The sequence below is a fragment of the Streptomyces sp. CNQ329 genome (genome assembly GCF_000482585.1).
Map to the genome: position 1 here is coordinate 57853 of NZ_AXVU01000023.1, position 22290 is coordinate 80142.

The following is a 22290-nucleotide window of genomic DNA, read 5'->3' on the forward strand; positions in this document are numbered from 1 at the left end:
TACCCACTAGCCGGGCGGCAAGTAAGTAGGGAGAGGTCCATGGCGGACACGGAGCAGGAGGCGGCCCCCGCATCGCCGCGCAACATCAGGGTGATCATGCTCGGCCTGATGATCACCATGATGCTGGCGATGCTCGACAACCTGATCGTCGGCACCGCGATGCCCACGATCGTCGGCGAGCTGGGGGGCCTGAACCACCTCGCCTGGGTGGTCACCGCGTACACCCTGGCCATAGCCGTCTCCACGCCGCTGTGGGGCAAGTTCGGCGACCTCTATGGGCGTAAGGGCATCTTCATGTCCTCCATCGTCCTCTTCCTGATCGGCTCGGCCCTGTCCGGCATGGCCCAGGACATGGGCCAGCTCATCGGCTTCCGCGCGATCCAGGGCCTGGGCGGCGGCGGTCTCATCGTCGGCGTGATGGCGATCATCGGTGACCTCGTGCCGCCCCGGGAACGCGGCCGGTACCAGGGCATGATGGCCGCCGTCATGGGCATCGCCACCATCGGCGGCCCGCTGGTCGGCGGGACGATCACCGACCACCTCGGCTGGCGCTGGGCCTTCTACATCAACCTGCCGCTCGGCGCCGTCTCGCTCTTCGTCATCTCCACGGTCCTGCACCTGCCGAAGAAGCGCGTCAAGGCGCGCGTGGACTACACGGGCGCCGCCCTGCTCACGCTCGCGCTGACCGCGCTGGTGCTGGTGACCTCCTGGGGCGGTACGGAGTACGACTGGGGGTCGGTGCAGATCATCGGCCTGGCCGTGCTCGGCGCCGTGTCGCTGGCGGCCTTCGCCCGGGCCGAGACCCGTGCCGCAGAACCGATCATCCCGCTGCGCATCTTCCGCAGCCGGAACTTCACGTTGATGAACCTGATCGGCTTCATCGTCGGCTTCGTGATGTTCGGCGGGGTGACCTTCCTGCCGCTGTTCCAGCAGAGCGTCCAGGGAGCCTCGGCCACCAACTCCGGCCTGCTGCTGCTGCCGATGATGCTGCCGGTCATGGTCGTCTCGCTCTTCGTCGGCCGGGCCACGACGAAGACCGGGCGCTACAAGATCTACCCGATCATCGGCGGGGCCGCGCTGATCGTCGGGATGTACCTGCTGTCCACGATGGACACCGGCACCTCCCGCCTCACCTCCGGGCTCTACATGGCGGTGATGGGCGCCGGTCTGGGCTTCATGATCCAGATGTCGATGCTCGTCGGGCAGAACAGCCTGGAGATGCGCGACATGGGCGCCGGCAGCTCCACGATCACCCTGACCCGCACCATCGGCGGCTCCTTCGGCGTCGCCCTGATGGGCGCGATCTTCAGCAGCCGGGTCGCCGACACGATGGCCGAGGAGGCCGGGCCGGCGGGCGAGACGGCGGCGGGCGGCGGCGGGCAGTTGACCCCGGAGCGGATCGAGCAACTGCCGGCACAGATCAAGGAGGCGTACCTGAACGCCGTCTCGAACGGCACCCACCAGGTCTTCCTCTGGGGGGCCGTGATCGCCGCACTCGCGTTCGTCTCCTCGTGGTTCGTCAAGGAGGTCCCGCTGCGCGGGGCCGGCCCGGCGAAGGAGGACGCCGGACCGGCCGGGGACGCCGGTCCGGGCTCCGCGCAAGCGGAGGCGGGGTCCCCGGCGAAGGTGTGAGCGGGCCGGGGCCCCGAAGGCGGGCCGTGCGCCTCCCGTAGTAGCGGGCGGGGGGCGCGCGGCCCGTCCGTGCGTACGGCCCCCCGGCTACCGGCGCACCGGCGGAGACGGCCGTTGTCAGTGGTGCGTGCCATGCTCGACGAGTGCTTCGCCCCGATCTGCGCGCACTTCGCAGCGCCAAGGACGCCATGGACCGCGACTGGGCCGACCCGACGGTCGACCTGGACGCGGTGGCGACGCACGCCGGTTACTCCCGGTATCACTTCATCCGCGCCTTCAAGGCGGCCTACGGCGAGACCCCCGGCCAGTATCTGACGCGCCGCCGCCTGGAGCGCGCCGAGCACCTGCTGCGCACGTGCAACCTCTCCGTCACCGAGATCTGCCACCTGGTCGGCTTCTCCGCCCTCGGCACGTTCTCCGCGAGCTTCAAGCGGCGTACGGGGCTGTCCCCGAGCGCGTACCGCGACGCGCACGTGGGCCGCGGCACCGCGCTCATACCGGGCTGCTTCGCGCTGCTGTGGGCCGGCGGGTTCGACCCGCGGATGCGGGAGCGCAACTCTGAGGAAGCGGGCTGAGTCCCCGCCCGCCTACCGTTTCCGGCGTACCGAAGAACCGCCCCACCAGGGAGAACGACATGATCACGAATCTGGCCATCACCACCGTGTGGACCACCGACCAGGAACGCAGCCGCGACTTCTTCGTCGACAAGCTCGGCTTCGAGATCCGCGACGACATCGAGATGGGCGAGGGCATGCGCTGGATCACGGTCGGGGTTCCCGGCCAGCCGGACGTCATGCTCGCCCTCATGCGGACCACGGGACCCGGCCTCGATCCGGAGTCGGCCGAGGCGCTGACGACGCTTGTCACCAAGGGCGTGCTGGGTGCCGGTGCGTTCCACACCGACGACTGCCGGGCGACGTACGCAAAGCTGCGCACGCGGGGCGTGGACTTCATACAAGAGCCGCAGGAGCGGCCGTACGGGGTCGAGGCGATCTTCCGCGACGACAGCGGCAACTGGTACTCGCTGACGCAGCGCCGGGAGGGCGGGCTGGACCACAGCAAGCCCTGGGCCTGACGCGGCCCGGGGGCGCCTCCGGCGCGGCGGGGGCCCGGGCCGGCGGAACGGATCCGCGCACCCGCGCCGCCCGGTGCCCGGCCGCGCAGTCGGCCGGCCGCCGCGCCACCGGGACAGCCGCGGCGGACGCCGCCGTCCGCTGCCCGTAGGCGGCAGGCAGCGGCCGTCAGCTCTGCGGCAGCCGGTACAGACCGTCCGCCAGCGGCTCCACGAGCCCGTCCGACACCAGGCTGTCCAGCGCCCTCGCCCGCTGCACCGGCTCGTGCCAGACGGCGTCCAGCCGCTGCTGCGGCACCGGCCCGTCCGCGTCCCGCAGTACGGCCAGCAGCCGGCCGCGTACCTGCCGGTCGGTGCCGGCGTACGTCTGGGTGCGGCGCGGCGGGCCCGCGTGGGCGGGGTGTCCGGCGAGCCGCCAGGCGCACAGCGTCGCCACCGGGCAGTTGTCGCAGTCGGGCTTGCGGGCCGTGCAGACGAGCGCGCCCAGCTCCATCGTCGCGGCGCCCCAGCGGGCCGCCTCGGCGTCCGCCTCGGGCAGCAGCTCGCGCGCGACGCGGCGCTCCACGGCGGTCGTCGCGCCGGGCGGGAACTCGGTGCCGCCGACCAGCCGGGCGTAGACCCGGCGGACGTTGGTGTCGAGCACGGCGTGCCGCTGCCCGTACGCGAAGGACGCCACGGCAGCCGCGGTGTACTCGCCGATACCGGGCAGCGCGAGGAGCTGCGCGTGCCGCTTGGGCACGTCGCCGTTGTGCCGCTCCTTTATCGCGGTCGCGGCGGCGTGCAGCCGCAGGGCACGGCGCGGGTAGCCGAGCCGGCCCCAGGCGCGGACGGCCTCGCCGGGCGCCTCGGCGGCCAGGTCGGCGGGGCGGGGCCAGCGCTTCAGCCACTGCGTGTAGACGGGGAGCACGCGGCTCACCGGCGTCTGCTGCAGCATGAACTCGCTGACCATGACGCCCCACGGGCCGGCTTCCGGCCGGCGCCACGGCAGGTCGCGGGCGTGCTCGTGGAACCACTGGAGGACGGGCCCGTGCAGCGCCGCGGGCTCGGGCGGGGACGCGGGCGCGGCGCCGGCGGAGGCGGGCGCGGATGCGGTACTTGCTGTGGTCGCAGTCATGGCACTGCTGATCCTGGCACAGAAAGGGGCGGTGCCCCGGGCAGCGCCAGGGGTCTTGCGTGTTGTGCCGTCGAGACGGGCGCGAAGGGCGGTGCGCGCGTGCGTGGAGCGGACGACGAGACTCGAACTCGCGACCCCCACCTTGGCAAGGTGGTGCTCTACCAACTGAGCTACGTCCGCGCGCCCGTGGGGCGGCTGCCCAGTATACCCGTGTGCGGGAGCCGGGGACCGGCCGCGGGCGGGCGTCACGGACCCGGGGCGGAACGGGTCCGGGGGAGTGGGGCCGGGCGTACGGGACACGGCGGCGGCCGGCCGCGCCGGGGCGGCCCGTACGGCAGAGGCCACCGACCGGACCGCCTGGTATCACCCGCCCCGGACCACCCGGGCGGCCCTTCACAGCCAGCCGCGTTCCCTCGCCAGCCGGGCCGCCGCGTGCCGGTTCTCCGCGTTCAGCTTCGTCATGGCCGACGACAGGTAGTTCCGTACCGTCCCCGGCGTCAGCGCCGCGCGGCGGGCGATGTCCGAGACCGGGGCGCCGTCCGCCGCCAGTTCCAGCACCTCCGCCTCCCGCGGCGTCAGCGGCGAGTCGCCCGCCGCGATGGCGTCCGCCGCCAGCTCCGGGTCCACGTACCGGCCGCCCCCGTGTACCGTGCGGATCACCTCCGCCAGCTTCTGCGCCGAGACGGTCTTGGGCACGAAGCCGCGCACCCCCGCGGACAGCGCCTGCTTCAGCGCCCCGGGGCGGCCGTGGCTGGTGACGATCATGGCCGCGCAGCCGGGTGCCGCGGTGCGCAGCGAGGCCGCCACGGCGACGCCGTCGAGCCCCGGCATCTGCAGGTCGAGCACGGCGACGTCCGGCCGGTGGGCGCGCGCCATCGCCAGCGCCTCATCGCCACCGGCCGCCTCGGCGACGACCGTGAGGTCGTCCTCCAGCGCCAGCAGCGCGGCCAGCGCGCCGCGGATCAGATGCTCGTCGTCGGCGAGCAGCACGCGGATCACGACGCCTCCGTGCCGATACGCGCCGCCAGCCGGAACCGCCCGCCCGCCCGGCGCTGTGCGCTCAGCGTGCCGCCGACGGCCGCCAGCCGCTCCCGCAGCCCGGTGAGTCCGGCGCCGTCCGCGGGGGTGCCGGGTTCGGCGTCGGGGGCGCCGTCGTTGTCCATGACGAGTTCGGCCACGCCGTCCGCGGCCCGCACGGAGATCGTGCACGTACGGGCGTCCGCGTGCCGCAGCACGTTCGTCGTACCCTCCCGGACCACCCACGCCAGGGCTGACTGCGCGTGTTCCGGCACCGGTATCCGCCCGCCCGCAGCGGTCCCGCCCCCGGCCGTCGCGCCCGGAGCCGTCGCGCCCGCCTCGTCCACCTCGCAGTCGACGCCCGCGGCGCGCAGCACCGCGCGGGCGCCGGCCAGCTCGGCGTGCAGGTCGGCGGCGCGGTAGCCGCGCACGACGGCGCGGATCTCGCGCTGCGACTCCTGCGCCACCCGCTGCACCTCGGCCATCTGGTCGGCGGCCTCGGGCCGGCCGCGCTGCGCCAGTTGCACGGCCAGCTCGCTCTTGAGCGCCATGACGGCGAGGTTGCGCCCCAGGACGTCGTGCAGGTCGCGGCCGAAGCGCAGCCGCTCCTCGGCGACGGCCAGCCGGGCCTGCGCGGCGCGGGCGGCGTCGAGCTCGTCGACGAGCTTCACGCCCCAGGCGGAGGCGCGGTAGGTGAGCCCGATGAAGGGCGCGCCGAGTGCCGTGGTGAGCGCGGTGACGGCCAGCCACTGCCCGCGCGGCCCGATCACCAGCGCGGCCAGCAGCGTGGCGGTGCACAGCGCCGCGACGACCACCCCGCCGCGGCGCAGCGGCAGCGCCAGCACCACCGGTCCGGCCGCGAACATCAGCACCCAGACCAGGAACGGCCCGACCTGCACCGGCTCCAGCCGGTCCGCGGCGAGCAGCGCGAGGCCCGTGGCCGGCAGCGCCGAGACGACGACGAGGTGCAGGGCGAGCAGCCGGCGGCTGGGGCCGGCGGCGCCGAGGTACGGGGCGGTGAGGGAGAGCCTGATCTGGAGGACGAGGTGCGCGAGGAGCAGGACGGTCACGAGGGCGAACGGCGCCGCGCCCATGTCGTCCCGGGCGCTGCTCAGCCACACGCCGAACAGCACGGCCTCGAAGAGCGCGAGGAAGTACATGGTGGAGAGGGTGTAGTGGCGCCAGCGGACGGGCCCGCTCATGCGCCGGGCCCGCTGCAGCCAGCGGAGCACGCCGCCTCCCGGCCCCGGTCCCGCCCCCGGGTCCGGGACCGGCCGCGGGCGGGGCCCCCCGCCCGCGTCCGGCTCGGTCATCTCGTACGCCTCCACCGGCCCTATTGTCCCATTCGCCCCGGCCGGCGTGAGCGCCGCATACGGCCGTACCGTGCGCCCACCACCCCCCGCCGGCCGCAGGGCCGCCCGCACCCCGCTCACCCGCGCGGCTCCCACCGGAACCACCGCCGCACCGCCCACGTCCCCGCGGCCGTCCACGCCACCGCCACCGCGAGCGCCCCGACGACCGCGCCGCCGTCCAGCTCCCCGGTCCAGCCGCCGCGCACCAGCTCCACCACCGGCGACAGCGGGAGCCGCTGCGCCACCTCCGCGACGGAGTCCGGCAGCACCTCGAACGGCACGAACAGACCCGAGCCGAACATCGACACCAGCAGCAGCGGCATGCTCGTCAACTGCGCGCTCTCCGCCGACTTCGTCACCGCCGCGGTCGCCGCGGCCAGCACGGTGAGCATCGCCATCCCCAGCAGCACCCCCAGCACCGCCAGGTGCGGCGCCTCCGGCGCAGGCGAGTCCATCGCCAGGCTCACGGTGACGGCCAGTACGAGGACTTGTCCCAGCGCCACGCACAGGGCCGGCAGCGCGGCGCCGGCGAGGAGTTCGCGGTCGGTGAGCAGGCCGGTGCGCAGCCGCTTGAGGACGAGTTCCTCGCGGCGGGCCACGTAGACGATGACGAGGTTCGCGTAGACGACGAAGAGCAGCGCGAAGACGACGGCGCTCGGCAGCACCACGGTGGCCGCGGTGAGGCCGGTGTCGGACAGGTCCAGCTCGTCGACCGCCGACCGGGTGGCGAACGCGAAGCCCGCCGGGGTGACCAGCGCGCCGAAGAGCACGAGCTTGCTGCGCCACAGCAGCGTCAGCTCGGCGCGGCCGATCGCGGTGAGCCGGGCGAGCGGGCCGGGCACGTCGGCGGCCCGGTCGTCGAGGCGCGACGGCGGGGCGGCGGTGGTGGCGGTCATCGGGCGTTCCTCTCGTCGGTACGGGCCGTGCCGGCGGCGTACGGCGCGGGGGCGGCGCCCTTCTCGCGCCGCTTGCCCGTTTCGGCCCTGCGGTCGTCCTCCGCGGCGCCCGCGATCTTCAGGAACGCCTCCTCCAGCGACGCCGACCGGGCGTCCAGACCGGTCAGCTCCACCCCGTTGTCCTGGGCCCACAGCAGCAGCCCGGTCAGCGTCCGCTGCAGCGCGCCGGTACGCAGCCGTACGGTCGTCCCGGACAGCTCGTGCCCCGTCACGCCCAGCGGCGGCAGCGGCGGCAGGTCTCCCGGGAGCCAGCCGACGGGCAGCCGGAACGAGACGGTCGCCGGGTGGGCGCCGACGATGTCCTCGACGGTGCCGGCGGCGGCGATCCGCCCGCCGGCCATGATCGCCAGCCGGTCCGCCAGCTCCTCGGCCTCCTCCAGATAGTGCGTGGTGAGCAGCACCGTCGTGCCGCCGGAGCGCAGTTCGCGCACCAGCTCCCAGGTGGCGTGCCTCCCCTCGGCGTCGAGCCCGGTGGTCGGCTCGTCGAGGAACAGCACCTCCGGCCGGCCGAGCAGCGCGAGCGCCAGGTCGAGCCGCCGCCGCTCGCCGCCGGACAACTGCGCCACCCGTACGTCGCGGCGGTCCGCGAGCCCGACCAGCTCAAGTGCCTCCGCGGTGGGCCGCGGGCGCGCTGTGCAGCCGGCCCACATCCGTACCGTTTCGGCGACCGTGAGCTGCGAGGGCATCCCGCCTTCCTGAAGCATCACGCCGGTGTACGGGCGCACCCGCCCGCGCTCGCGGTACGGGTCACGCCCCAGCACCCGCACCTCGCCCCCGCTGGGCTCCGCCAGCCCCTCCAGCAGTTCCACGGTGGAGGTCTTGCCGGCGCCGTTCGTCCCCAGCAGGGCGAACAACTCGCCCCGGCGGACGGCGAAGTCGACGCCCCGCACCGCCTCGAAGTCCCCGTAGGCGCGCCGCAGCCCCGCGGCGCTGATCACGTTCTCCTCTGCACTGACCATGTCTTCAGGCTTCCGCCGCCGCGGGCGCCGGTGCAGTGCACGCTGTCATCGGACGCGATGACAGATGTCATGGCGGAGGAGCGGGCACACAAAAGAGAGCCCCGGCCGAAGCCGGGGCTCTCCACTGAGCGGACGACGAGATTCGAACTCGCGACCCTCACCTTGGCAAGGTGATGCTCTACCAACTGAGCCACGTCCGCGTGCATCCGAACGACTCTCATCGTCCGGCGCGTGCTCCACTCTACCCCACGACTCATGGGGCTTCTGTGGCGGAGCGGGTGACAGGAATCGCACACTGCGCCTCCCTCTTGGAAAGAGGGCGCTCTACTACTGAGCTACACCCGCGTGGCCTCGGGGGGTCTCCCCTTGGCGCGTGCCCCGACTCTATCGGATCCCCCGGGGGAGATGGCAAGCCGGGCCGGTGAACGACGCCAAGACGGCCCGGCGGACGGCCGGATGGGGCAAAGCCGCGCAGGAGGCGGACGGCGTCAGTGGGCGGCTTCGAACGCCTCGTAGACCTTCTTCGGGATGCGCCCCCTGGCGGGCACGTCCATGCCCTGCGAGCCGGCCCAGGCGCGCACGGTGGCGGGGTTGGGTGCGACGTCGGTGCGGGTGAACGCACGTCCCGACGCCGACTGCTTCCGCCCGGCCCGCAGGAAGGGTGCCAGCGTGCTGCGGAGTTTCTTGGCGTTCGAGGCATTGAGATCGATCTCGTACGACTTCCCGTCGAGTCCGAAGTTGACCGTCTCGGTCGCTTCTCCGCCGTCGATGTCGTCGAAGAGGCTGACCACTACGCGCTGCGCCACGAAACCGGTCCTTCCGTCGGTCGCGCCTGCCGCTTTCCCGTCCGCCGCGTGACCTGCGCGGTGGACCGGGACTGCGGGAGCGCCGGCTCATTTGATCAGTTCTTTACCCTTTGTATCGCGACGGAATCAGATGCGGAAGCCGAGCAAATGGCCCGCGTGTCACGTCGCAATGCGGACCCTACTTTTATTGGCCCCTTTACCCAAGTGGATATCACGGGCGATGCGGAACCGTAACCGGTGGGACGCATATCTACCCGGGTAGATTTGTCCGCAAGGTACGCTGTCGTCACCGCTTCTTCACAACCCTTACCGGGAGTAGCCAGTGGCCCGCGTCGTAGTCGACGTCATGCTCAAGCCGGAGATCCTCGACCCGCAGGGGCAGGCGGTGCAGCGTGCGCTGCCGCGCCTCGGCTTCGGCGGGATCGCCGACGTCCGCCAGGGCAAGCGCTTCGAGCTCGAAGTGGAGGGACCGGTCGACGACGCCGCCCTCGCGCAGATCAACACAATGGCCGAGACGTTCCTTGCGAACACCGTGATCGAGGACTTCACCGTACGTGTCGAGGAAGTCGCGCGCCGGGGAGAGGCGAAGTGACCGCTCGTATCGGCGTCGTCACATTCCCGGGATCTCTCGACGACCGCGACGCGCTGCGGGCGGTTCGGCTGGCGGGCGCCGAGCCGGTCTCGCTCTGGCACCGGGACAAGGATCTGCACCAGGTCGACGCGGTCGTGCTCCCGGGTGGTTTCAGTTACGGCGACTATCTGAGGGCGGGCGCCATTTCGCGCTTTGCGCCGGTGATGGATACGGTCATCGAGCAGGCCAGGTCCGGTATGCCGGTCCTCGGCATCTGCAACGGCTTCCAGGTGCTCACGGAAACTCATCTGCTGCCCGGCGCGATGTTGCGCAACAACCACCTCCACTTCATCTGCCGGGACCAGAAGCTACGGGTGGAGAACGCCGCCACGGCGTGGACCTCCGACTACGCCGCCGGTCAGGACATCCACATCCCGCTGAAGAACATCGACGGCCGATACACGGCGGACGAACGTACGCTCGACGAGCTGGAGGCCACCGGCCGCGTCGTCTTCCGCTATAGGGACGGAAACCCCAACGGCTCGCTGCGCGACATCGCCGGCATCGCCAACGAGGCGGGCAACGTCGTCGGCCTCATGCCCCACCCCGAGCACGCCGTCGAAACCCTCGTCGGCACCGGCCGCACGGACGGCCTGGGCTTCTTCACCTCGATCCTCAAGAGGCTGGTCCACGCATGACGCGCACCCCCTTGGATACCGGAACGGCGAGGGAGCGAGTTCGCGCCCTGAGCCACGACCGTCCCGAACCCGGCGCGCGAAGGAGCGAGCGAGCGTGACCCTGGATACCGTCAAGCATGCTTCCGGCACGCCCGACGCCGAGCAGCCCTGGGCCGAACTCGGCCTGAAGCAGAACGAGTACGAGCAGATCCGCGAGATTCTCGGCCGCCGCCCGACCGGCGCCGAGCTGGCCATGTACTCCGTCATGTGGTCCGAGCACTGTTCGTACAAGTCGAGCAAGGTGCACCTGAAGCAGTTCGGCGACAAGGCCCCGCCCTCCGACGCCCTGCTCGTCGGTATCGGCGAGCAGGCGGGCGTCGTCGACGTCGGCCAGGGCTACGCCGTCACGTTCAAGGTCGAGTCGCACAACCACCCCTCGTACGTGGAGCCCTACCAGGGCGCCGCCACCGGCATCGGGGGCATCGTCCGCGACATCATCGCCATGGGCGCCCGTCCCGTCGCCGTGATGGACCCGCTGCGCTTCGGCGCCGCCGACCATTCCGACACCAAGCGGGTGCTGCCCGGCGTGGTCGCCGGCATCGGCGGCTACGGCAACTGCCTCGGCCTGCCCAACATCGGCGGCGAGGTCGTCTTCGACCCCTGCTACCAGGGCAATCCGCTCGTCAACGCCCTCTGCGTCGGCGTCATGCGGCACGAGGACATCCACCTCGCCAAGGCCGCGGGCGTCGGCAACAAGGTGATCCTCTACGGCGCCCGCACCGGCGGCGACGGCATCGGCGGCGCCTCCATCCTGGCCTCCGAGACCTTCGACGAGGCCAAGCCCAGCAAGCGCCCGAGCGTCCAGGTCGGCGACCCGTTCCAGGAGAAGCTGCTCATCGAGTGCACCCTGGAGGCGTTCCGCGAGGACCTCGTCGTAGGCATCCAGGACCTCGGCGCCGCCGGGCTCTCCTGCGCCACCTCCGAGCTGGCCTCCAACGGCACCGGCGGCATGCGCGTCGAACTCGACGTCGTACCGCTGCGCGACGCGACGCTTTCGCCCGAGGAGATCCTCATGAGCGAGTCGCAGGAGCGGATGTGCGCGGTCGTCGAGCCCGGGAAGGCCGACCGTTTCCTCGCCGTCTGCGAGAAGTGGGACGTCACCGCCACCGTCATCGGCGAGGTCACCGACGGTGACCGGCTGGAGATCTACTGGCACGGCGAGCAGATCGTCGACGTGCCGCCGCGCACCGTCGCCCACGACGGCCCGGTCTACGAGCGGCCGATGGCCCGCCCCGGCTGGCTCGACGCCCTCCAGGCCGACGACGCCGCCAGGCTTCCGCGGCCGGCCGCGGCCGACGGCGACGCGCTGCGCGCGCAGGTGCTGCGGCTGGTCGGCTCGCCGAACCAGGCGGACAAGTCGTGGATCACCTCGCAGTACGACCGATTCGTCCTCGGCAACACCGTCCTGGCGCAGCCCGAGGACTCCGGCATGATCCGCATCGACGAGGAGACCGGCCTCGGCGTCGCGCTGGCCACCGACGGCAACGGCCGGTACGCCAAGCTCGACCCGTACGCGGGTGCGCAGCTCGCGCTGGCGGAGTCGTACCGCAACGTCGCCGCCACCGGCGCCCGCCCGCTCGCGGTCACCGACTGCCTCAACTTCCCCTCGCCGGAGGACCCGGCGGGCATGTGGCAGTTCGCCGAGGCCTGCCGCGGCCTGGCCGACGCCTGCCGCACCCTGGGCACCCCGGTCACCGGCGGCAACGTCTCCCTCTACAACCAGACCGGCGACCAGCCCATCCACCCGACCCCTGTCGTCGGCGTGCTCGGCGTGATCGACGACGTGGCGCGGCGCACGCCGATGGCGTTCGGGCACGAGGGCCAACTGCTCTACCTCCTCGGCGAGACGAAGGAGGAGCTGGGCGGTTCCGCCTGGTCGCAGGTGGTCCACGAGCACCTGGGCGGGCTGCCGCCGGCCGTCGACCTGGAGCGGGAGCGGCTGCTCGCCGAGATCCTCATCTCCGCCTCGCGCGACGGCATGATCGACGCGGCGCACGACCTGTCGGACGGCGGGCTGGTCCAGGCGGTGGTCGAGTCCTGCCTGAAGGGCGGCCACGGCGCGCGGCTGGTGGTGCCGGAAGGGCTGGAGCCGGCGGTGTTCCTCTTCTCGGAGTCGCAGGGCCGCGCGGTGGTGGCGGTGCCGCGGAGCGAGGAGATGCGCTTCACCGACATGTGCGGCGCGCGTGGGCTGCCGGCGACGCGCATCGGCGTGGTCGACGGGGACGCGGTGGACGTGCAGGGGCAGTTCACGCTGCCGCTGGCGGAGCTGCGGGAGACGTACGAGCGCACGATTCCGGCGCTGTTCGCCTGAGTCCGGGCCCTCCGCCGCGGGGGCGGGTCAGCGCGCTGGCTCCGACCCGCTCCCGAGGGCGTCCACGGCCCGGTAGATCTGCGCCTTCAGCCCTTCCGGGTCGGGTACGTGCCGCAGCGTCATCACGCCCTGCTCGGAGGCGGACTGCACGTTGAGGGTCCCGTAGCGCATGATCCGCTCCCAGAGGGTGGCGCGGAACGACACGTCGTTGACGCGCGACAGGGGGATGCTGCGGCCGGACTTGGACAGAAAGCCGCTGCGCTTGTGCAGGCGCTTGGTGGTGAGGATGTACATCGTGCTGCGCCACTGCAGCAGCGGGATGAGCCAGAAGTAGCAGGCGAAGATCGCCCCCACCGCCAGCACCCCGAAGCCCGTGTACGTCCCCCAGTCCTCGTCCGTCGGCAGCCACCACATGAGCGCCCCGGCGGCCAACGCGATCACGCACAGCGCGAGGAACTCGTTGACCAGGGTGGTCCAGTGCTGGCGCGTCACGTACACCAGCGACTCGTCTTCTGCGAGGTAGCGGTCGGCGATAGGCATGCGCGCATGGTGGCACAGGATCGCGTTGTCACACATCGGCCGTACGCTTCCTGTCATGCCGACCGCCAAGCGCAGCGGCGCCCGCAGGGCGCGGACGTACGACCCGGAGAAGACGTGGACGGCGCTCACGGCGCAGGTGCGCGCGGTGAGCGCCGCGGTACACGCGCTGGACGAGCGCCGGCTTGCGCTGCCGTCGGGGCTGCCGGGCTGGGACGTCCGGCTGCTGCTGGCGCACATCGTCGACCAGATCGAGGCGACGCCGCGGCTCCTCGCCGAGCCGGCCCCGCCGGCGGCGCGGGCGGCGGTCGACCTGCCGTCGTGGGCGGTGTCGACGGCGGACATCGCCGGCCGGCTGGACGAGCGGACCCGGCGGGAGGCCGGCCGCATCGCCGCGGAGTACGGCGCGGGCCCCGCGGCGTACGCCTCGGCGGTGGACGCGGCGGCGGAGCGCCTGGCGGCGGCCGGACCGGAGGCGGTGCGCACGGACCGCCTGCTGCCGCACGGCTCCGGCCCGATGACCGCCCTCGACATGACCGTCACCCGCCTTGTCGAACTCGTCGTCCACAGCGACGATCTGACCCGCGCCACCGGCACCGACGTCCCTCTGGACCGGGCCGCGGTGGCGGCCGTCGTCCGCGTCCTCGCCGACGCCCTGGCGGCGAAGGCCCCGGGCGCGGCCGTGGAGGTGCGCATCCCGCCGTACGCGGCCGTCCAGTGCGTGGAAGGGCCTCGTCACACCCGGGGCACGCCGCCGAACGTGGTGGAAACGGACCCGCTGACGTGGATCCGCCTGGCGACGGGCCGTACGGCCTGGGAGGCGGCGCGGGCGGCGGGCGCGGTCACGGCGAGCGGCGAGCGGGCGGACCTGACCGGGGTCCTCCCGGTGCTGTCCTGACGCGCCGGCTCCCAGGCACGTACCGGCGCGCGGAACCGACGGAAGGGACGCCGCGCTCCGGCGGGTGACGGGCCTCAGTTCCCCAGGGCGCGGGTGAAGTCGCCGCGGGCCACCCGTGCCGCCAGCGGATCGCTCACCAGCGAGCCGTAGCCGGTGGCGGCCCACAGACTGCGCTTCGCGGGGACCTCGAAGTACGGCAGGTCGCGGCCGTCGACCCGCTCGGTCAGCACCTCCGGGGCGCGCCTGGCCTGGACGGCGGCGGTGCACGCGGCGCAGGCGGAGACGCGGAGCTGGTCGCGGCGGCCGAGAGGACGCCATCTGAGGCGGCGGGCGCCGCGGCCGTGCAGGGGGTTGAAGAAGCACAGCGGCAGGGCGGCCCGTGAGCCCTGCAGTGCGTCGCGGCCTTCGAGGACCAGGGCGAGGACGCCCGCCAGATCCGTGCGCCCGCGGGCGGCGTCCAGCACGGTGCCCGCGGCGGCGTACGCGTCGAGGGCGCGCCGGAGGCCGTCCGGGTCGGCGTCGTGCGGGTGGGCCTGCGCCGCTTCGCCGAGGGCGACGACCTCGGATTCCGCACGCCGGCGCAGGTCCGCCTCGTCGGCGGCTGCCGCCGCGGCGAACACCGCCCGGGGGAAGGTGAACGGAGCCGGGCCGCCGGTCGCCCGGCGGCGGCGCACCAGCAGCAGCCCGGCGAGTACGGCCAGCGCGACCGCGGCGGCGGCTATCAGGACGACGGTGCCGGTGCCGGTGCCGTCGTCGCCGTCGGCGGTCTCCGCGGCCTCACCGGCGGGGGGTGTCTCGGCGGCCGGGCTGGGGGTCGGCGTCGGGGTGCGCAAGTCCTCCGTGGCCCGTTCGTAGGCCTCGTCCCCGTTGCCGGCGGCGACGATCTCGATCGCCTTGGCCAGCCGGGTACCGAGGCCGGCGTCGCGCATCTCGTCGAGGTGGAGGACGGCGGACGCGGCCGGTCCCGCCTGGTGCTTGCCGTGCGGCCACTCCCAGCCGTCCAGCGCGTCGGCGTAGTCACCGGTGGTGAGGATGACGGCGTCCCGGTCCAGCCGGTCGTGCACCGCGCCGGCGAGCTGCCGGGAATCGCCGCCGAACGCGTCGCCCGTCGTGAGCGGCACCGCCACCACGTACAGCGGCAGCCCGGTGTCCTCGATCTGCGCGACCAGCTCCCGCTGCCGGGCGGGCGGGAGAGCGGTCTCGTACGCGTCGTCGACGTAGACCGGCGAGCGCCGCAGTGCGTCGGCGATCTCCTCGGCGGCGCTGGGCTGCGCCCCGGCGGGCCCGGCGCCGAGCAGCACGGCGAGGGACCCGGCGAGCAGCGCGAGCAGGACGGCGAGGGGACGGCTGGCGGAGTCAGTGCGGCACACCGGCGTACTCCCGGACCTGGCGGATGAGTGCGGTGATCCCGGTCGCGGCGGCGGCCAGCGGTCCGGGAACGGAGTCGTACGGGACGGGCCCCTGGGCGGTGGGCACCTGGAGCCGCAGTCCGTGCAGCGGTACGAGGGAGTGCCGGCAGGCGGTGCACAGAGGCCCGGGGCCCGGCCCGGCGGCCTCGGGCCCGTGCAGCGGGTTCGTCCCGCAGCAGCGGTAGTCGTTGACGGCATGCGGGCCGCCGTCGAGCGCCGCGTGCCCCGCGCGGGCCAGCACCAGGGCGCAGGCCAGGGCCGCGGGGGCGGCGTCGTGGTCGACGCGCCCGTCCTGCCGTCCGTCCACCGCGAGCAGCGCGGCATCGAGGCAGTCGGCGGCCCGGACGACGCCCGCGGCGCCGTGACCCCCGGGGCGGTCCGTCATGGCCGCGTACCGCTGGGCGAGAGACCGCAGGGCCTCCTGCGCGGCCCGGTGCAGCTCCGCCCGGCCCGGCGCGCGGAAGTCGGCCGGGCCGGGCACGGCCACCGGCGCGGACCTCGGCGACTTGGCCGACCGCTGGGCGGGCAGCGGTACCCACATCGCGGCGCGGCGGTCCCGCCGCACCCGCAACGGGGTGAACGCCGCGACCACCAGGCCGAACAGCGCCAGGGCCAGGATGGCCCCGATGGCCAGACCGGGCCCGAAGTCCGCGCCGAACACCGACGGCAGCGGCTCCGGCTCGTGCTCCTCGTCCTCGTCGTCCGCCGGCAACTGGTACGGGGGCTCTCCGGGCGTGCTGTTCCGCGGCGCCTCCTCCAGCAGGGTCAGCAGCGTGCCGAGCCGCTCGGGGAGCCGCAGGTCGCCGACGTCGGCGTTCACGTCGGCTCTCAGCACGCGACGGGGCAGCTCGAATTCGAGGTAGTCGCTGTCCAGCAGCGTGCCGTAGTTGGCGACGCTGATGTCACCGACGTAGGGATCGGCGACGATGTAGACCCCGTCCTGGCCCACCTGCTTCTGCAGCAGCCGCATCAGCTCCAGTGAATCGCCGCCGGACTCGTCCTCCCGCTGCATGGGCACGATCGCGAGGTAGACCTTGTGGTCGAATGCACGGATGCGGTCGAGCAGGTCGCGGCGTTCCGCGGCGTCCAGGACCCGCTCGCTCTCCGGATCGTCGTAGAGCGGCTCCGCGGCGAGCGCCGTCCCGACCCGCTCCACCCGCAGCCGCAGATCCGCCTTGGTCGGCGTGTGTGCCGCGGACGGACCGGGGGCGGGCCCGGCGTCGGCCGAGGGCGACGAGCCGCCCCCGAACACCTGGCCGGCGACGACCGCGATCACCGCGGCGACCACCACGGCGACGGGGATCTCCGGCCGCCTGCGCAGCCACGCCCACATCAGCGCCGCCCCTCTCCGGACGCGTACGGAAGCCGCCGCAGCCGCCGGACGTGGACACCGATGAGGAGAACGAGCAGCGGCAGCCCGGACAGCGAGATCCCGGTGACGAAGCTCTGGTTCTTCCGGTCGGTGAGCGACACGTCGTCGGCGTCGGGGCTCTCCGGCTCCTCACGGGTGTGGTGGAGCGGCTCGGGCGTGGCCGTCGCCGACTGCCCGTCGGGCCCGCTGCCGTACTTCTCGCGCGCGGCCCGCGCCCGCTCGGCGACGTCGTCGGAGGTCAGCGCTTCGACAAAGAGCTCGAACGACTCGATCGGCCAGGCGTCGAAGGGCAGCTCGAACGTGGTCACGGCCTTGGCGTCCCGCAAGGGGACGTCCACCCCGTACGACGCGGCGTCGATCCACGACATGGCCGCGTCGACGAGCACGTACAGCCCGTCCTCGCCCAGGCGGTCGTGCACGGCGCCGAGCAACTGGTCGGCGAAGACGGGCTCGTTCGGCAGCACGAGCACGTACGTCGGCACGCCGGTGCGCTTCGCCGCCTTCGCGAACTCGCCCGCCGCCGAGCGCGGCACCTCACGGGGGACCTGATCGGAGATGTAGACGGGGTCTTCGCGCAGCCGCTCGGCGAGATACGCGGCCTGTGTCTTCCCGTCCTCCGCGGCGGCCTGCCCGGCGCCGGGCCCCAGCCCGAGTCCCAGCCCGAGTCCCAGCCCGAGCACCAGCACCAGCCCGGCCGTGACCCCGGCCAGCCCCCGCCCTCGACCCCGCACGCCCCCAGCCCTCCCTAACGCTCGGTTTTCCCGACTCTACTTCGCGACTGTGACATGCGCGACGGCACCGATCCGGCCCCGCCCGGGTGCTCCGGCCCCCCTCCCGTCCAGCCGGTGCTGGCCTGATCCCGCACGCCGGGCCGGCGCTCAGGGGTGTGGTCGCCCGGGACCCGATGCCGTGGAGGCGGCGTCGGCACACGGAATGCGTGAACCCCGGTCGTCGAGGAAGTCCGCCGAGATCCACCCCCAGTCGTCCGATCCCGCGATACGGCCGTAGGTCCAGCGGTTGCCGTAGCCGTTGACGACGTGGCACGCGTAGTCGAACTCCATGCCCTGCGACACCCAGGTGACGCTGTCGCAGGCGGTGTACGGACCCTCCTTCATGCGGCCGGAGCCGGTGAAGCCGCCCTGGGTCGTGTCGACGTCGCGATGAGGCCAGTCGGCACACCGCAGTTGCGTGGGGTCGTCCGCCGAGCCCTCGTCCCGTACGAGGGCGAGGACGACGGCGGTCGCGGCGAACGTCGTCGCGGCCAGCCCCAGGGCCAGGGTCTTGCGCGTTGTGCGTCTCCTCCACGGCCCGCCCCCCGGCTGCCGGGCCGGGTGCGGCCCACGGGCCGGACGTGGCCGGTCGGGAGAGGGGGCGCGGTCGGGAGGGCGGTTGTGGCCCGGCGTGGCCGCGGGGTGGACGGCGCGGTTGTGGGCGAGGGCGAGCCGCCCGGCGGTATTCCGGTCCCGCTTGTGCGGCAGCGGACGTGAGTCGGCCCGCAGCGCGGTGTGGAGTTCCCGGTAGAGGCAGTCGAGGTCCAGGACGGGCGGCCCGCCGGGCACGCCCTCGCGGAGCAGCCGGAGCAGCGTGCCCGTGAACGCGGTGTGTTCCTCCCCGGGTTCGGCCAGCGCGGTCGCGTTCTCCCCGGCCGCGGCGAGGACGTAACTCCCCTCGATCTCGGCAGACACCGCCATCTGCTGGTCGGCGTCCATGGCGCCGAGGGCCCGGCCGCCGAAGCAGCAGTCGAGGATCACGACCCGGCGGCCGGCCCTGCTGTCGAGGGTGTACTGCCGGATCCACTCGTACACGAGGCCGGTGTCGGGCCGGTCCGGGAGGGTGCCGGCCAGTCCGAGGTACAACCCGCCCTGCCGGTCGACCAGGCCGTGCCCCGCGTAGTAGACGAAGAGACTGTCGGTGGCCGCCGTCGCTGCGTCGACGAGGGCGTCCGTAGCGGCGGCGGCCGTCGCAGGGGAGGAGACGACGGTGCAGTTTCGCGGCGAAAGTCCCCACGAGTACGGCCCGGTGAGTTCTCCCGCGAGATCCGTCAGGTTGCGGCCGACGGCTGGCAGGTCTTCCAGGTGGGTGTAGCGGTCGGTGCCGATGAGGACGGCCCGGGTGCGGGCCGGGTCCGGGAAGGCGGCCCCCTCGCTCACTGCCCGCCGTCCTCTGGCTGCTGTAACCGGCGTGCGACGTGCGCGATCTCTTCGGGGTCGGCTCCGGTGAGGGTGACTTCCACGGAACCCCGGCGGACAGTCACCCGCGTGGGCACGGAGCGGGTGTTCTGCCAGGCGCCGACCGCGATCGCCAGGGACGTGGCGTTCCAGACGTTGTCTGTGATCAGTTGGAGTACGTCGATCGCCGTGCCCATCTCGCCCGGCCCGGACGGCGCGGATCGCAGGACCAGCCGGGCGGTACGGCGGATTTCCGGCTCGTTCGCCAGCCACGCGTGCAGCGAACGCAGTTCTTCCTCCGCCCGCGCCCCCGCGATGCTGATCTCGATCGGCACTCCAGCCCTCTCAGAGTATCGGATTCCGGCCCCGGCACGTACGTTGCGTATCCCCCGCCTCACAGTCTGTTCGCCGCGGAACGGGGCAGCAAGGGTGCGGGGCGACGGCGTCGTCGTGACGAACGCCCGTGGCGGGCTGCCTGCGTCCTCGGATCAGGAAGTGGGCACCGGGGGCGTTGCGTCCGGTGATGAAGGATGGGGGCATGGAGTTCTTCTGTTACCACCGTGACCGGCCCGGATCCCTGAAGCTGCGCCATGAACTGCGCGAAGAGCACTGGTCCTACATGGACGGGTACGCGGCGGAGATGATCGCCCGCGGCCCCACGATGGCCGGCGACGGCGAGATCCTCACCGGCAGCGTGCACATCCTCGACCTGTCGGACGCGGCCGCCGCCCGCGCGTTCGCCTTCGACGAGCCCGGCTACCAGGCGGGCGCGTACCGCGACGTGCTGCTGCGCCGCTGGCGCAATCTGCTGGGGCGCACGATGTGGGACTTCCCCGGCGGCCGCACCGGCGGCAACCGCTACCTCGTCCTGGGCCTCGGCGAGGGCCCAGGGGCCGACCTCGATCTGCCGCCCGGCCGGGACGAGTTGGTCGCGTACGGCCCGCTGCTGTCGGACGACGGGACGGCCTGGCTGGGCACGGCGGCGCTGGTACGGGCTCCGGACGCGGACGCGGCGCGGGGGGTGCTGACGGCGGGCGCGTACGCGGCGGTGGAGGTGCACGACTGGTACTTCGGCGGCCGGCCGGCCTGATTCCGCCCGCCGCCCGCCTCGCCTGCTGCCTGCCGCCGCGGACTCACGGGTGGGCGGGCCGCGTTGCCCCGTCGGGGCTGGCTTGGCTTTCCGGGTTCTCCGGGGTGTCCGGGTTCTCCGGGCGGTCCGAGCGGCCCGGGCGGTCGGCGAGCTTGAGCCAGACGACGCCCGCGATGATCACGGCGAGCCAGAGGGCCTTGGCGGCGCCGAGGCTCTCGTCGAAGACGACGGGGCTGAGCAGGGCGGCCCCGACGGCCCCGATACCCGCCCACACGGCGTACCCGATGCCCACGTCTATCGTGCGCAGGGCGACGCTCAGCGCGTAGAGCGTCAGAAGGAAGAAGACGACTGCGACGAGTGACCACGAGAGCACGGTGAATCCTTCGCTGCCGCCCACGGCGAGGGCGTAGCCGACTTCGAAGGCGCCGGCGAGGAGGAGGACGAGCCAGGCGCGTGCGCGGTCGCTCGTGGCGGCGACGTCCTGGCCGGCGGTGGCGGTGGCGCCGGTGGCGGTGTCGATGGACATGCGGGTTCCTTTCCGATGCGTCGTACGGGGGCTGCCGGACCGGGCGCTCACGCCGCGCCGCTGAGCTGGAGGCCGACGACTCCGGTGATGACCGCGGCGATGCCGAGCAGCTTGTGCCACCCCAGGCGCTGGCCGAAGAGGACGGCGCCGAGGACGACGATCCCGACGCCTGCCACGGAGGTCCACAGGGCGTAGCCGACGCCGACGTCGAAGGTCAGCAGCGCCCGGCTGAGGAGGTAGGTGGCGACGCCGCCGCTGACCAGCGTGGCGGTCGTCCAGGCCGGCCGGGTGAAGCCCTGGGCCTTGCCGGCGGACAGGGCGACGGCGATCTCGAAGACGACGGCGAGGGCGAGATGGAGCCAGTGCATGTCGGTTGTCCTTCGTATGCTGGAGTGACGGGACGGGTGGTGGGGCCGGATCGGCGAGGCGGTTCCGGACGCCTGGATCGTGACACTTCACACCGGTGTCAACTGCAAGAACAGACGTCGGCGGACAGCCGCGAGGGAGGACTCATGCGCATCGGTGAGCTGGGAGCCGCGGCCGGCGTCAGCACGCGCTCCCTGCGGTACTACGAGGAGAACGGCCTCATCCGCTCCGAGCGCACCCCGGGCGGGTGGCGCGACTTCGACGACTCGATGGTCGAGCGGGTCCTCATGATCCAGCACCTGTTCGCCGCCGGACTGACCAGCGCCACCATCAACGAACTGCTCCCGTGCCTGGAGGCGCCGCCCGAGGAGCGCACGGGCGTGATGGAGAAGCTGCTCGCCCAGGAGGTCGCGCGCCTGGAGGGCAAGCGGCGCGATATCGACCGCGAACTCGACACCCTGCGGGCGCTCCGCAGCGAAACGGCCTTGGCCGGGGAGGCCCCGTAGCCGACGCGTCCGCGTGCGCTGTCCCTGCGCCTGGCCGGCGGCGACGCCCGCGCGCTCGCGCCGGACGTCACGGACCTGCCGTCCGGCCCGACCCCGGGCGGCACCGGCCCCCGCCGGGTCAGGCCAGCATCTCCCGGAGCCAGGCCCTTTCCGCGCGGCTGGTGGCGCGGGCGACGGTGAGCATGCCGCGCCGGTACGGGTCGTCGATGTACGGCGAGCGCGGGCTGACGGCGGTGGTCCGGTCGACGGCCCCGGGGGGAGTCCGGAAGCATGGCACGCATGCCTGCGTGGACGATCCGACCCGAGCCCGTCACGGCCCGGCCATCGACACGGTGATGCGCCAGTACTTCACGGAGACGGGGCGGCTCAGGCCCGGTGCTGTCCGCTTTCGATCCGGTACTGCTCGACGAGCTCCCCGAACCGCTCGGCGTCGCCTTCCCGCAGCGACACCGGCCACCGCTCGCCGACCAGGGCGCGTAGCCGCTCCGTCACCCGCATGGCCTGCTCGTGGGACGCGTACACCCCTGCGACCAGTGCCTCGGGGGCGTCGTCGAGCGTGAGGCTCCAGGGAATCTCGCACGGGGGCGGGTGACCGGGGTCCGGGCACAGCAGGCGCCCGACCGGCCCCTGCAGGGCCAGCGTCTCCTCGACGCCCGCATCGGCGCCCGTATGGACCCGGATCTCGTACACCGCACGCTCGGCGTCTCCCGTCGACGGCACACACCCTCCTCGTACGCTCCCGACGGCCGACCGTAACGGGCGCCGCACGCCACCGCACCGGGTTATATCCCGCCCGGCGGCCCCGCCACCCCCGGGACACCGACCGGTGAGCCCCGGGCCGCGGCCCGCTGTGGCCCGGGGCTCACCGCCGCCCCGGCCGGAGGCCGGACG

24 protein-coding genes, 3 tRNA genes and 1 pseudogene are annotated in these 22290 nt (G+C 73.4%); 9 read left to right on the forward strand and 19 right to left on the reverse strand.

From position 1 onward, the window contains the following. Positions 1-39 precede the first annotated feature (39 nt). From I003_RS0117255 to I003_RS0117265, 3 genes are all read left to right on the forward strand, one after another. Positions 40-1632 (forward strand): MDR family MFS transporter, encoded by a 1593-nt coding sequence (locus I003_RS0117255; protein ID WP_027772652.1) that lies wholly within the window; start codon positions 40-42, stop codon positions 1630-1632. 188 nt (positions 1633-1820) lie between these two features. Next, positions 1821-2207, forward strand: coding sequence for a helix-turn-helix transcriptional regulator (locus tag I003_RS0117260; RefSeq protein ID WP_037721056.1), 387 nt, complete (start codon positions 1821-1823; stop codon positions 2205-2207). Between the two features lie 59 nt (positions 2208-2266). Continuing rightward, positions 2267-2707 carry a VOC family protein gene (locus I003_RS0117265; protein WP_027772654.1) on the forward strand — a complete coding sequence of 147 codons (441 nt, stop codon included), beginning with the start codon at positions 2267-2269 and terminating at the stop codon, positions 2705-2707. Positions 2708-2873: 166 nt separating this feature from the next. Here I003_RS0117265 and I003_RS0117270 read toward each other — a convergent pair whose 3' ends face one another. The 9 genes from I003_RS0117270 to I003_RS0117310 form a co-directional block, all read right to left on the reverse strand. Then, the gene (locus I003_RS0117270; protein ID WP_027772655.1) at positions 2874-3818 is read right to left on the reverse strand and encodes an A/G-specific adenine glycosylase; all 945 of its coding nucleotides are present in this window, start codon (positions 3816-3818) and stop codon (positions 2874-2876) included. Between the two features lie 104 nt (positions 3819-3922). Further along, positions 3923-3998, reverse strand: a tRNA-Gly gene (locus I003_RS0117275). A 213-nt stretch (positions 3999-4211) separates the two neighbouring features. Next, complete coding sequence (locus tag I003_RS0117280) at positions 4212-4817, reverse strand: response regulator transcription factor (RefSeq protein ID WP_027772656.1); 606 nt, start codon at positions 4815-4817, stop codon at positions 4212-4214. Then, a complete protein-coding gene (locus I003_RS0117285; protein ID WP_486584263.1) occupies positions 4814-6163 on the reverse strand; it encodes a sensor histidine kinase in 1350 nt (449 codons plus the stop codon). The genes I003_RS0117280 and I003_RS0117285 overlap by 4 nt, the downstream gene beginning before the upstream one ends. Positions 6164-6264: 101 nt before the next feature. Further along, on the reverse strand, positions 6265-7083 hold the full coding sequence (locus tag I003_RS0117290) for an ABC transporter permease (protein WP_027772658.1): 819 nt from the start codon (positions 7081-7083) through the stop codon (positions 6265-6267). After that, positions 7080-8102: an ABC transporter ATP-binding protein gene (locus I003_RS0117295; RefSeq protein ID WP_027772659.1), complete on the reverse strand. Its 1023-nt coding sequence runs from the start codon at positions 8100-8102 to the stop codon at positions 7080-7082. The genes I003_RS0117290 and I003_RS0117295 overlap by 4 nt, the downstream gene beginning before the upstream one ends. 127 nt (positions 8103-8229) lie before the next feature. Continuing rightward, a tRNA-Gly gene (locus tag I003_RS0117300) sits at positions 8230-8302 on the reverse strand. 73 nt (positions 8303-8375) lie between these two features. Beyond that, positions 8376-8447, reverse strand: a tRNA-Gly gene (locus I003_RS0117305). Between the two features lie 143 nt (positions 8448-8590). Continuing rightward, positions 8591-8908, reverse strand: coding sequence for a histone-like nucleoid-structuring protein Lsr2 (locus I003_RS0117310; RefSeq protein ID WP_027772660.1), 318 nt, complete (start codon positions 8906-8908; stop codon positions 8591-8593). A 322-nt stretch (positions 8909-9230) separates the two neighbouring features. Between I003_RS0117310 and purS the strand changes: the two genes are divergently transcribed. The 3 genes from purS (at position 9231) to purL (ending at position 12527) form a co-directional block, all read left to right on the forward strand. Further along, positions 9231-9500 carry a phosphoribosylformylglycinamidine synthase subunit PurS gene (purS, locus tag I003_RS0117315; RefSeq protein WP_027772661.1) on the forward strand — a complete coding sequence of 90 codons (270 nt, stop codon included), beginning with the start codon at positions 9231-9233 and terminating at the stop codon, positions 9498-9500. After that, a complete protein-coding gene (gene purQ / locus I003_RS0117320) occupies positions 9497-10177 on the forward strand; it encodes a phosphoribosylformylglycinamidine synthase subunit PurQ (protein WP_027772662.1) in 681 nt (226 codons plus the stop codon). Before purS ends, purQ begins: the two co-directional genes overlap by 4 nt. Before the next feature lie 94 nt (positions 10178-10271). Then, entirely contained in the window at positions 10272-12527 is a 2256-nt protein-coding gene (gene purL / locus I003_RS32525; RefSeq protein WP_037721058.1) for a phosphoribosylformylglycinamidine synthase subunit PurL, read from the forward strand. 27 nt (positions 12528-12554) lie between these two features. Here the strand turns inward: purL and I003_RS0117330 are convergent, their stop codons facing one another. Beyond that, positions 12555-13103 (reverse strand): PH domain-containing protein, encoded by a 549-nt coding sequence (locus tag I003_RS0117330; RefSeq protein WP_078564117.1) that lies wholly within the window; start codon positions 13101-13103, stop codon positions 12555-12557. A 19-nt stretch (positions 13104-13122) separates the two neighbouring features. Here I003_RS0117330 and I003_RS0117335 point away from each other — a divergent pair, with 19 nt between their 5' ends. Next, entirely contained in the window at positions 13123-13962 is an 840-nt protein-coding gene (locus tag I003_RS0117335; protein WP_027772664.1) for a sterol carrier family protein, read from the forward strand. A 74-nt stretch (positions 13963-14036) separates the two neighbouring features. Here the strand turns inward: I003_RS0117335 and I003_RS0117340 are convergent, their stop codons facing one another. The 5 genes from I003_RS0117340 to I003_RS36110 all read right to left on the reverse strand — a co-directional run bounded on the left by I003_RS0117340 (position 14037) and on the right by I003_RS36110 (position 19246). Then, complete coding sequence (locus I003_RS0117340; RefSeq protein ID WP_027772665.1) at positions 14037-15332, reverse strand: hypothetical protein; 1296 nt, start codon at positions 15330-15332, stop codon at positions 14037-14039. Further along, positions 15319-16704: a hypothetical protein gene (locus tag I003_RS0117345; RefSeq protein ID WP_027772666.1), complete on the reverse strand. Its 1386-nt coding sequence runs from the start codon at positions 16702-16704 to the stop codon at positions 15319-15321. Before I003_RS0117345 ends, I003_RS0117340 begins: the two co-directional genes overlap by 14 nt. After that, positions 16704-17474: a hypothetical protein gene (locus I003_RS0117350; RefSeq protein ID WP_027772667.1), complete on the reverse strand. Its 771-nt coding sequence runs from the start codon at positions 17472-17474 to the stop codon at positions 16704-16706. Before I003_RS0117350 ends, I003_RS0117345 begins: the two co-directional genes overlap by 1 nt. A gap of 147 nt (positions 17475-17621) precedes the next feature. Continuing rightward, complete coding sequence (locus I003_RS32530) at positions 17622-18893, reverse strand: caspase, EACC1-associated type (RefSeq protein ID WP_051368306.1); 1272 nt, start codon at positions 18891-18893, stop codon at positions 17622-17624. Beyond that, positions 18890-19246, reverse strand: a complete 357-nt coding sequence (locus I003_RS36110; protein ID WP_486584264.1) for an effector-associated constant component EACC1 — start codon at positions 19244-19246, stop codon at positions 18890-18892. The genes I003_RS32530 and I003_RS36110 overlap by 4 nt, the downstream gene beginning before the upstream one ends. Before the next feature lie 203 nt (positions 19247-19449). Here I003_RS36110 and I003_RS0117365 point away from each other — a divergent pair, with 203 nt between their 5' ends. Beyond that, entirely contained in the window at positions 19450-20001 is a 552-nt protein-coding gene (locus I003_RS0117365) for a YciI family protein (RefSeq protein WP_027772668.1), read from the forward strand. A 43-nt stretch (positions 20002-20044) separates the two neighbouring features. Here the strand turns inward: I003_RS0117365 and I003_RS0117370 are convergent, their stop codons facing one another. Continuing rightward, the gene (locus I003_RS0117370) at positions 20045-20527 is read right to left on the reverse strand and encodes a DMT family transporter (RefSeq protein ID WP_027772669.1); all 483 of its coding nucleotides are present in this window, start codon (positions 20525-20527) and stop codon (positions 20045-20047) included. A gap of 47 nt (positions 20528-20574) precedes the next feature. Beyond that, positions 20575-20895, reverse strand: coding sequence for a DMT family transporter (locus tag I003_RS0117375; protein WP_027772670.1), 321 nt, complete (start codon positions 20893-20895; stop codon positions 20575-20577). A 144-nt stretch (positions 20896-21039) separates the two neighbouring features. Here I003_RS0117375 and I003_RS0117380 point away from each other — a divergent pair, with 144 nt between their 5' ends. Continuing rightward, a complete protein-coding gene (locus I003_RS0117380; protein WP_027772671.1) occupies positions 21040-21399 on the forward strand; it encodes a MerR family transcriptional regulator in 360 nt (119 codons plus the stop codon). Between the two features lie 118 nt (positions 21400-21517). Here the strand turns inward: I003_RS0117380 and I003_RS35630 are convergent. Further along, a pseudogene (locus I003_RS35630) lies at positions 21518-21604 on the reverse strand (PadR family transcriptional regulator); the annotation flags it as partial. Between the two features lie 161 nt (positions 21605-21765). Next, positions 21766-22119, reverse strand: coding sequence for a hypothetical protein (locus tag I003_RS0117390; protein ID WP_027772672.1), 354 nt, complete (start codon positions 22117-22119; stop codon positions 21766-21768). Positions 22120-22290 lie beyond the last annotated feature (171 nt).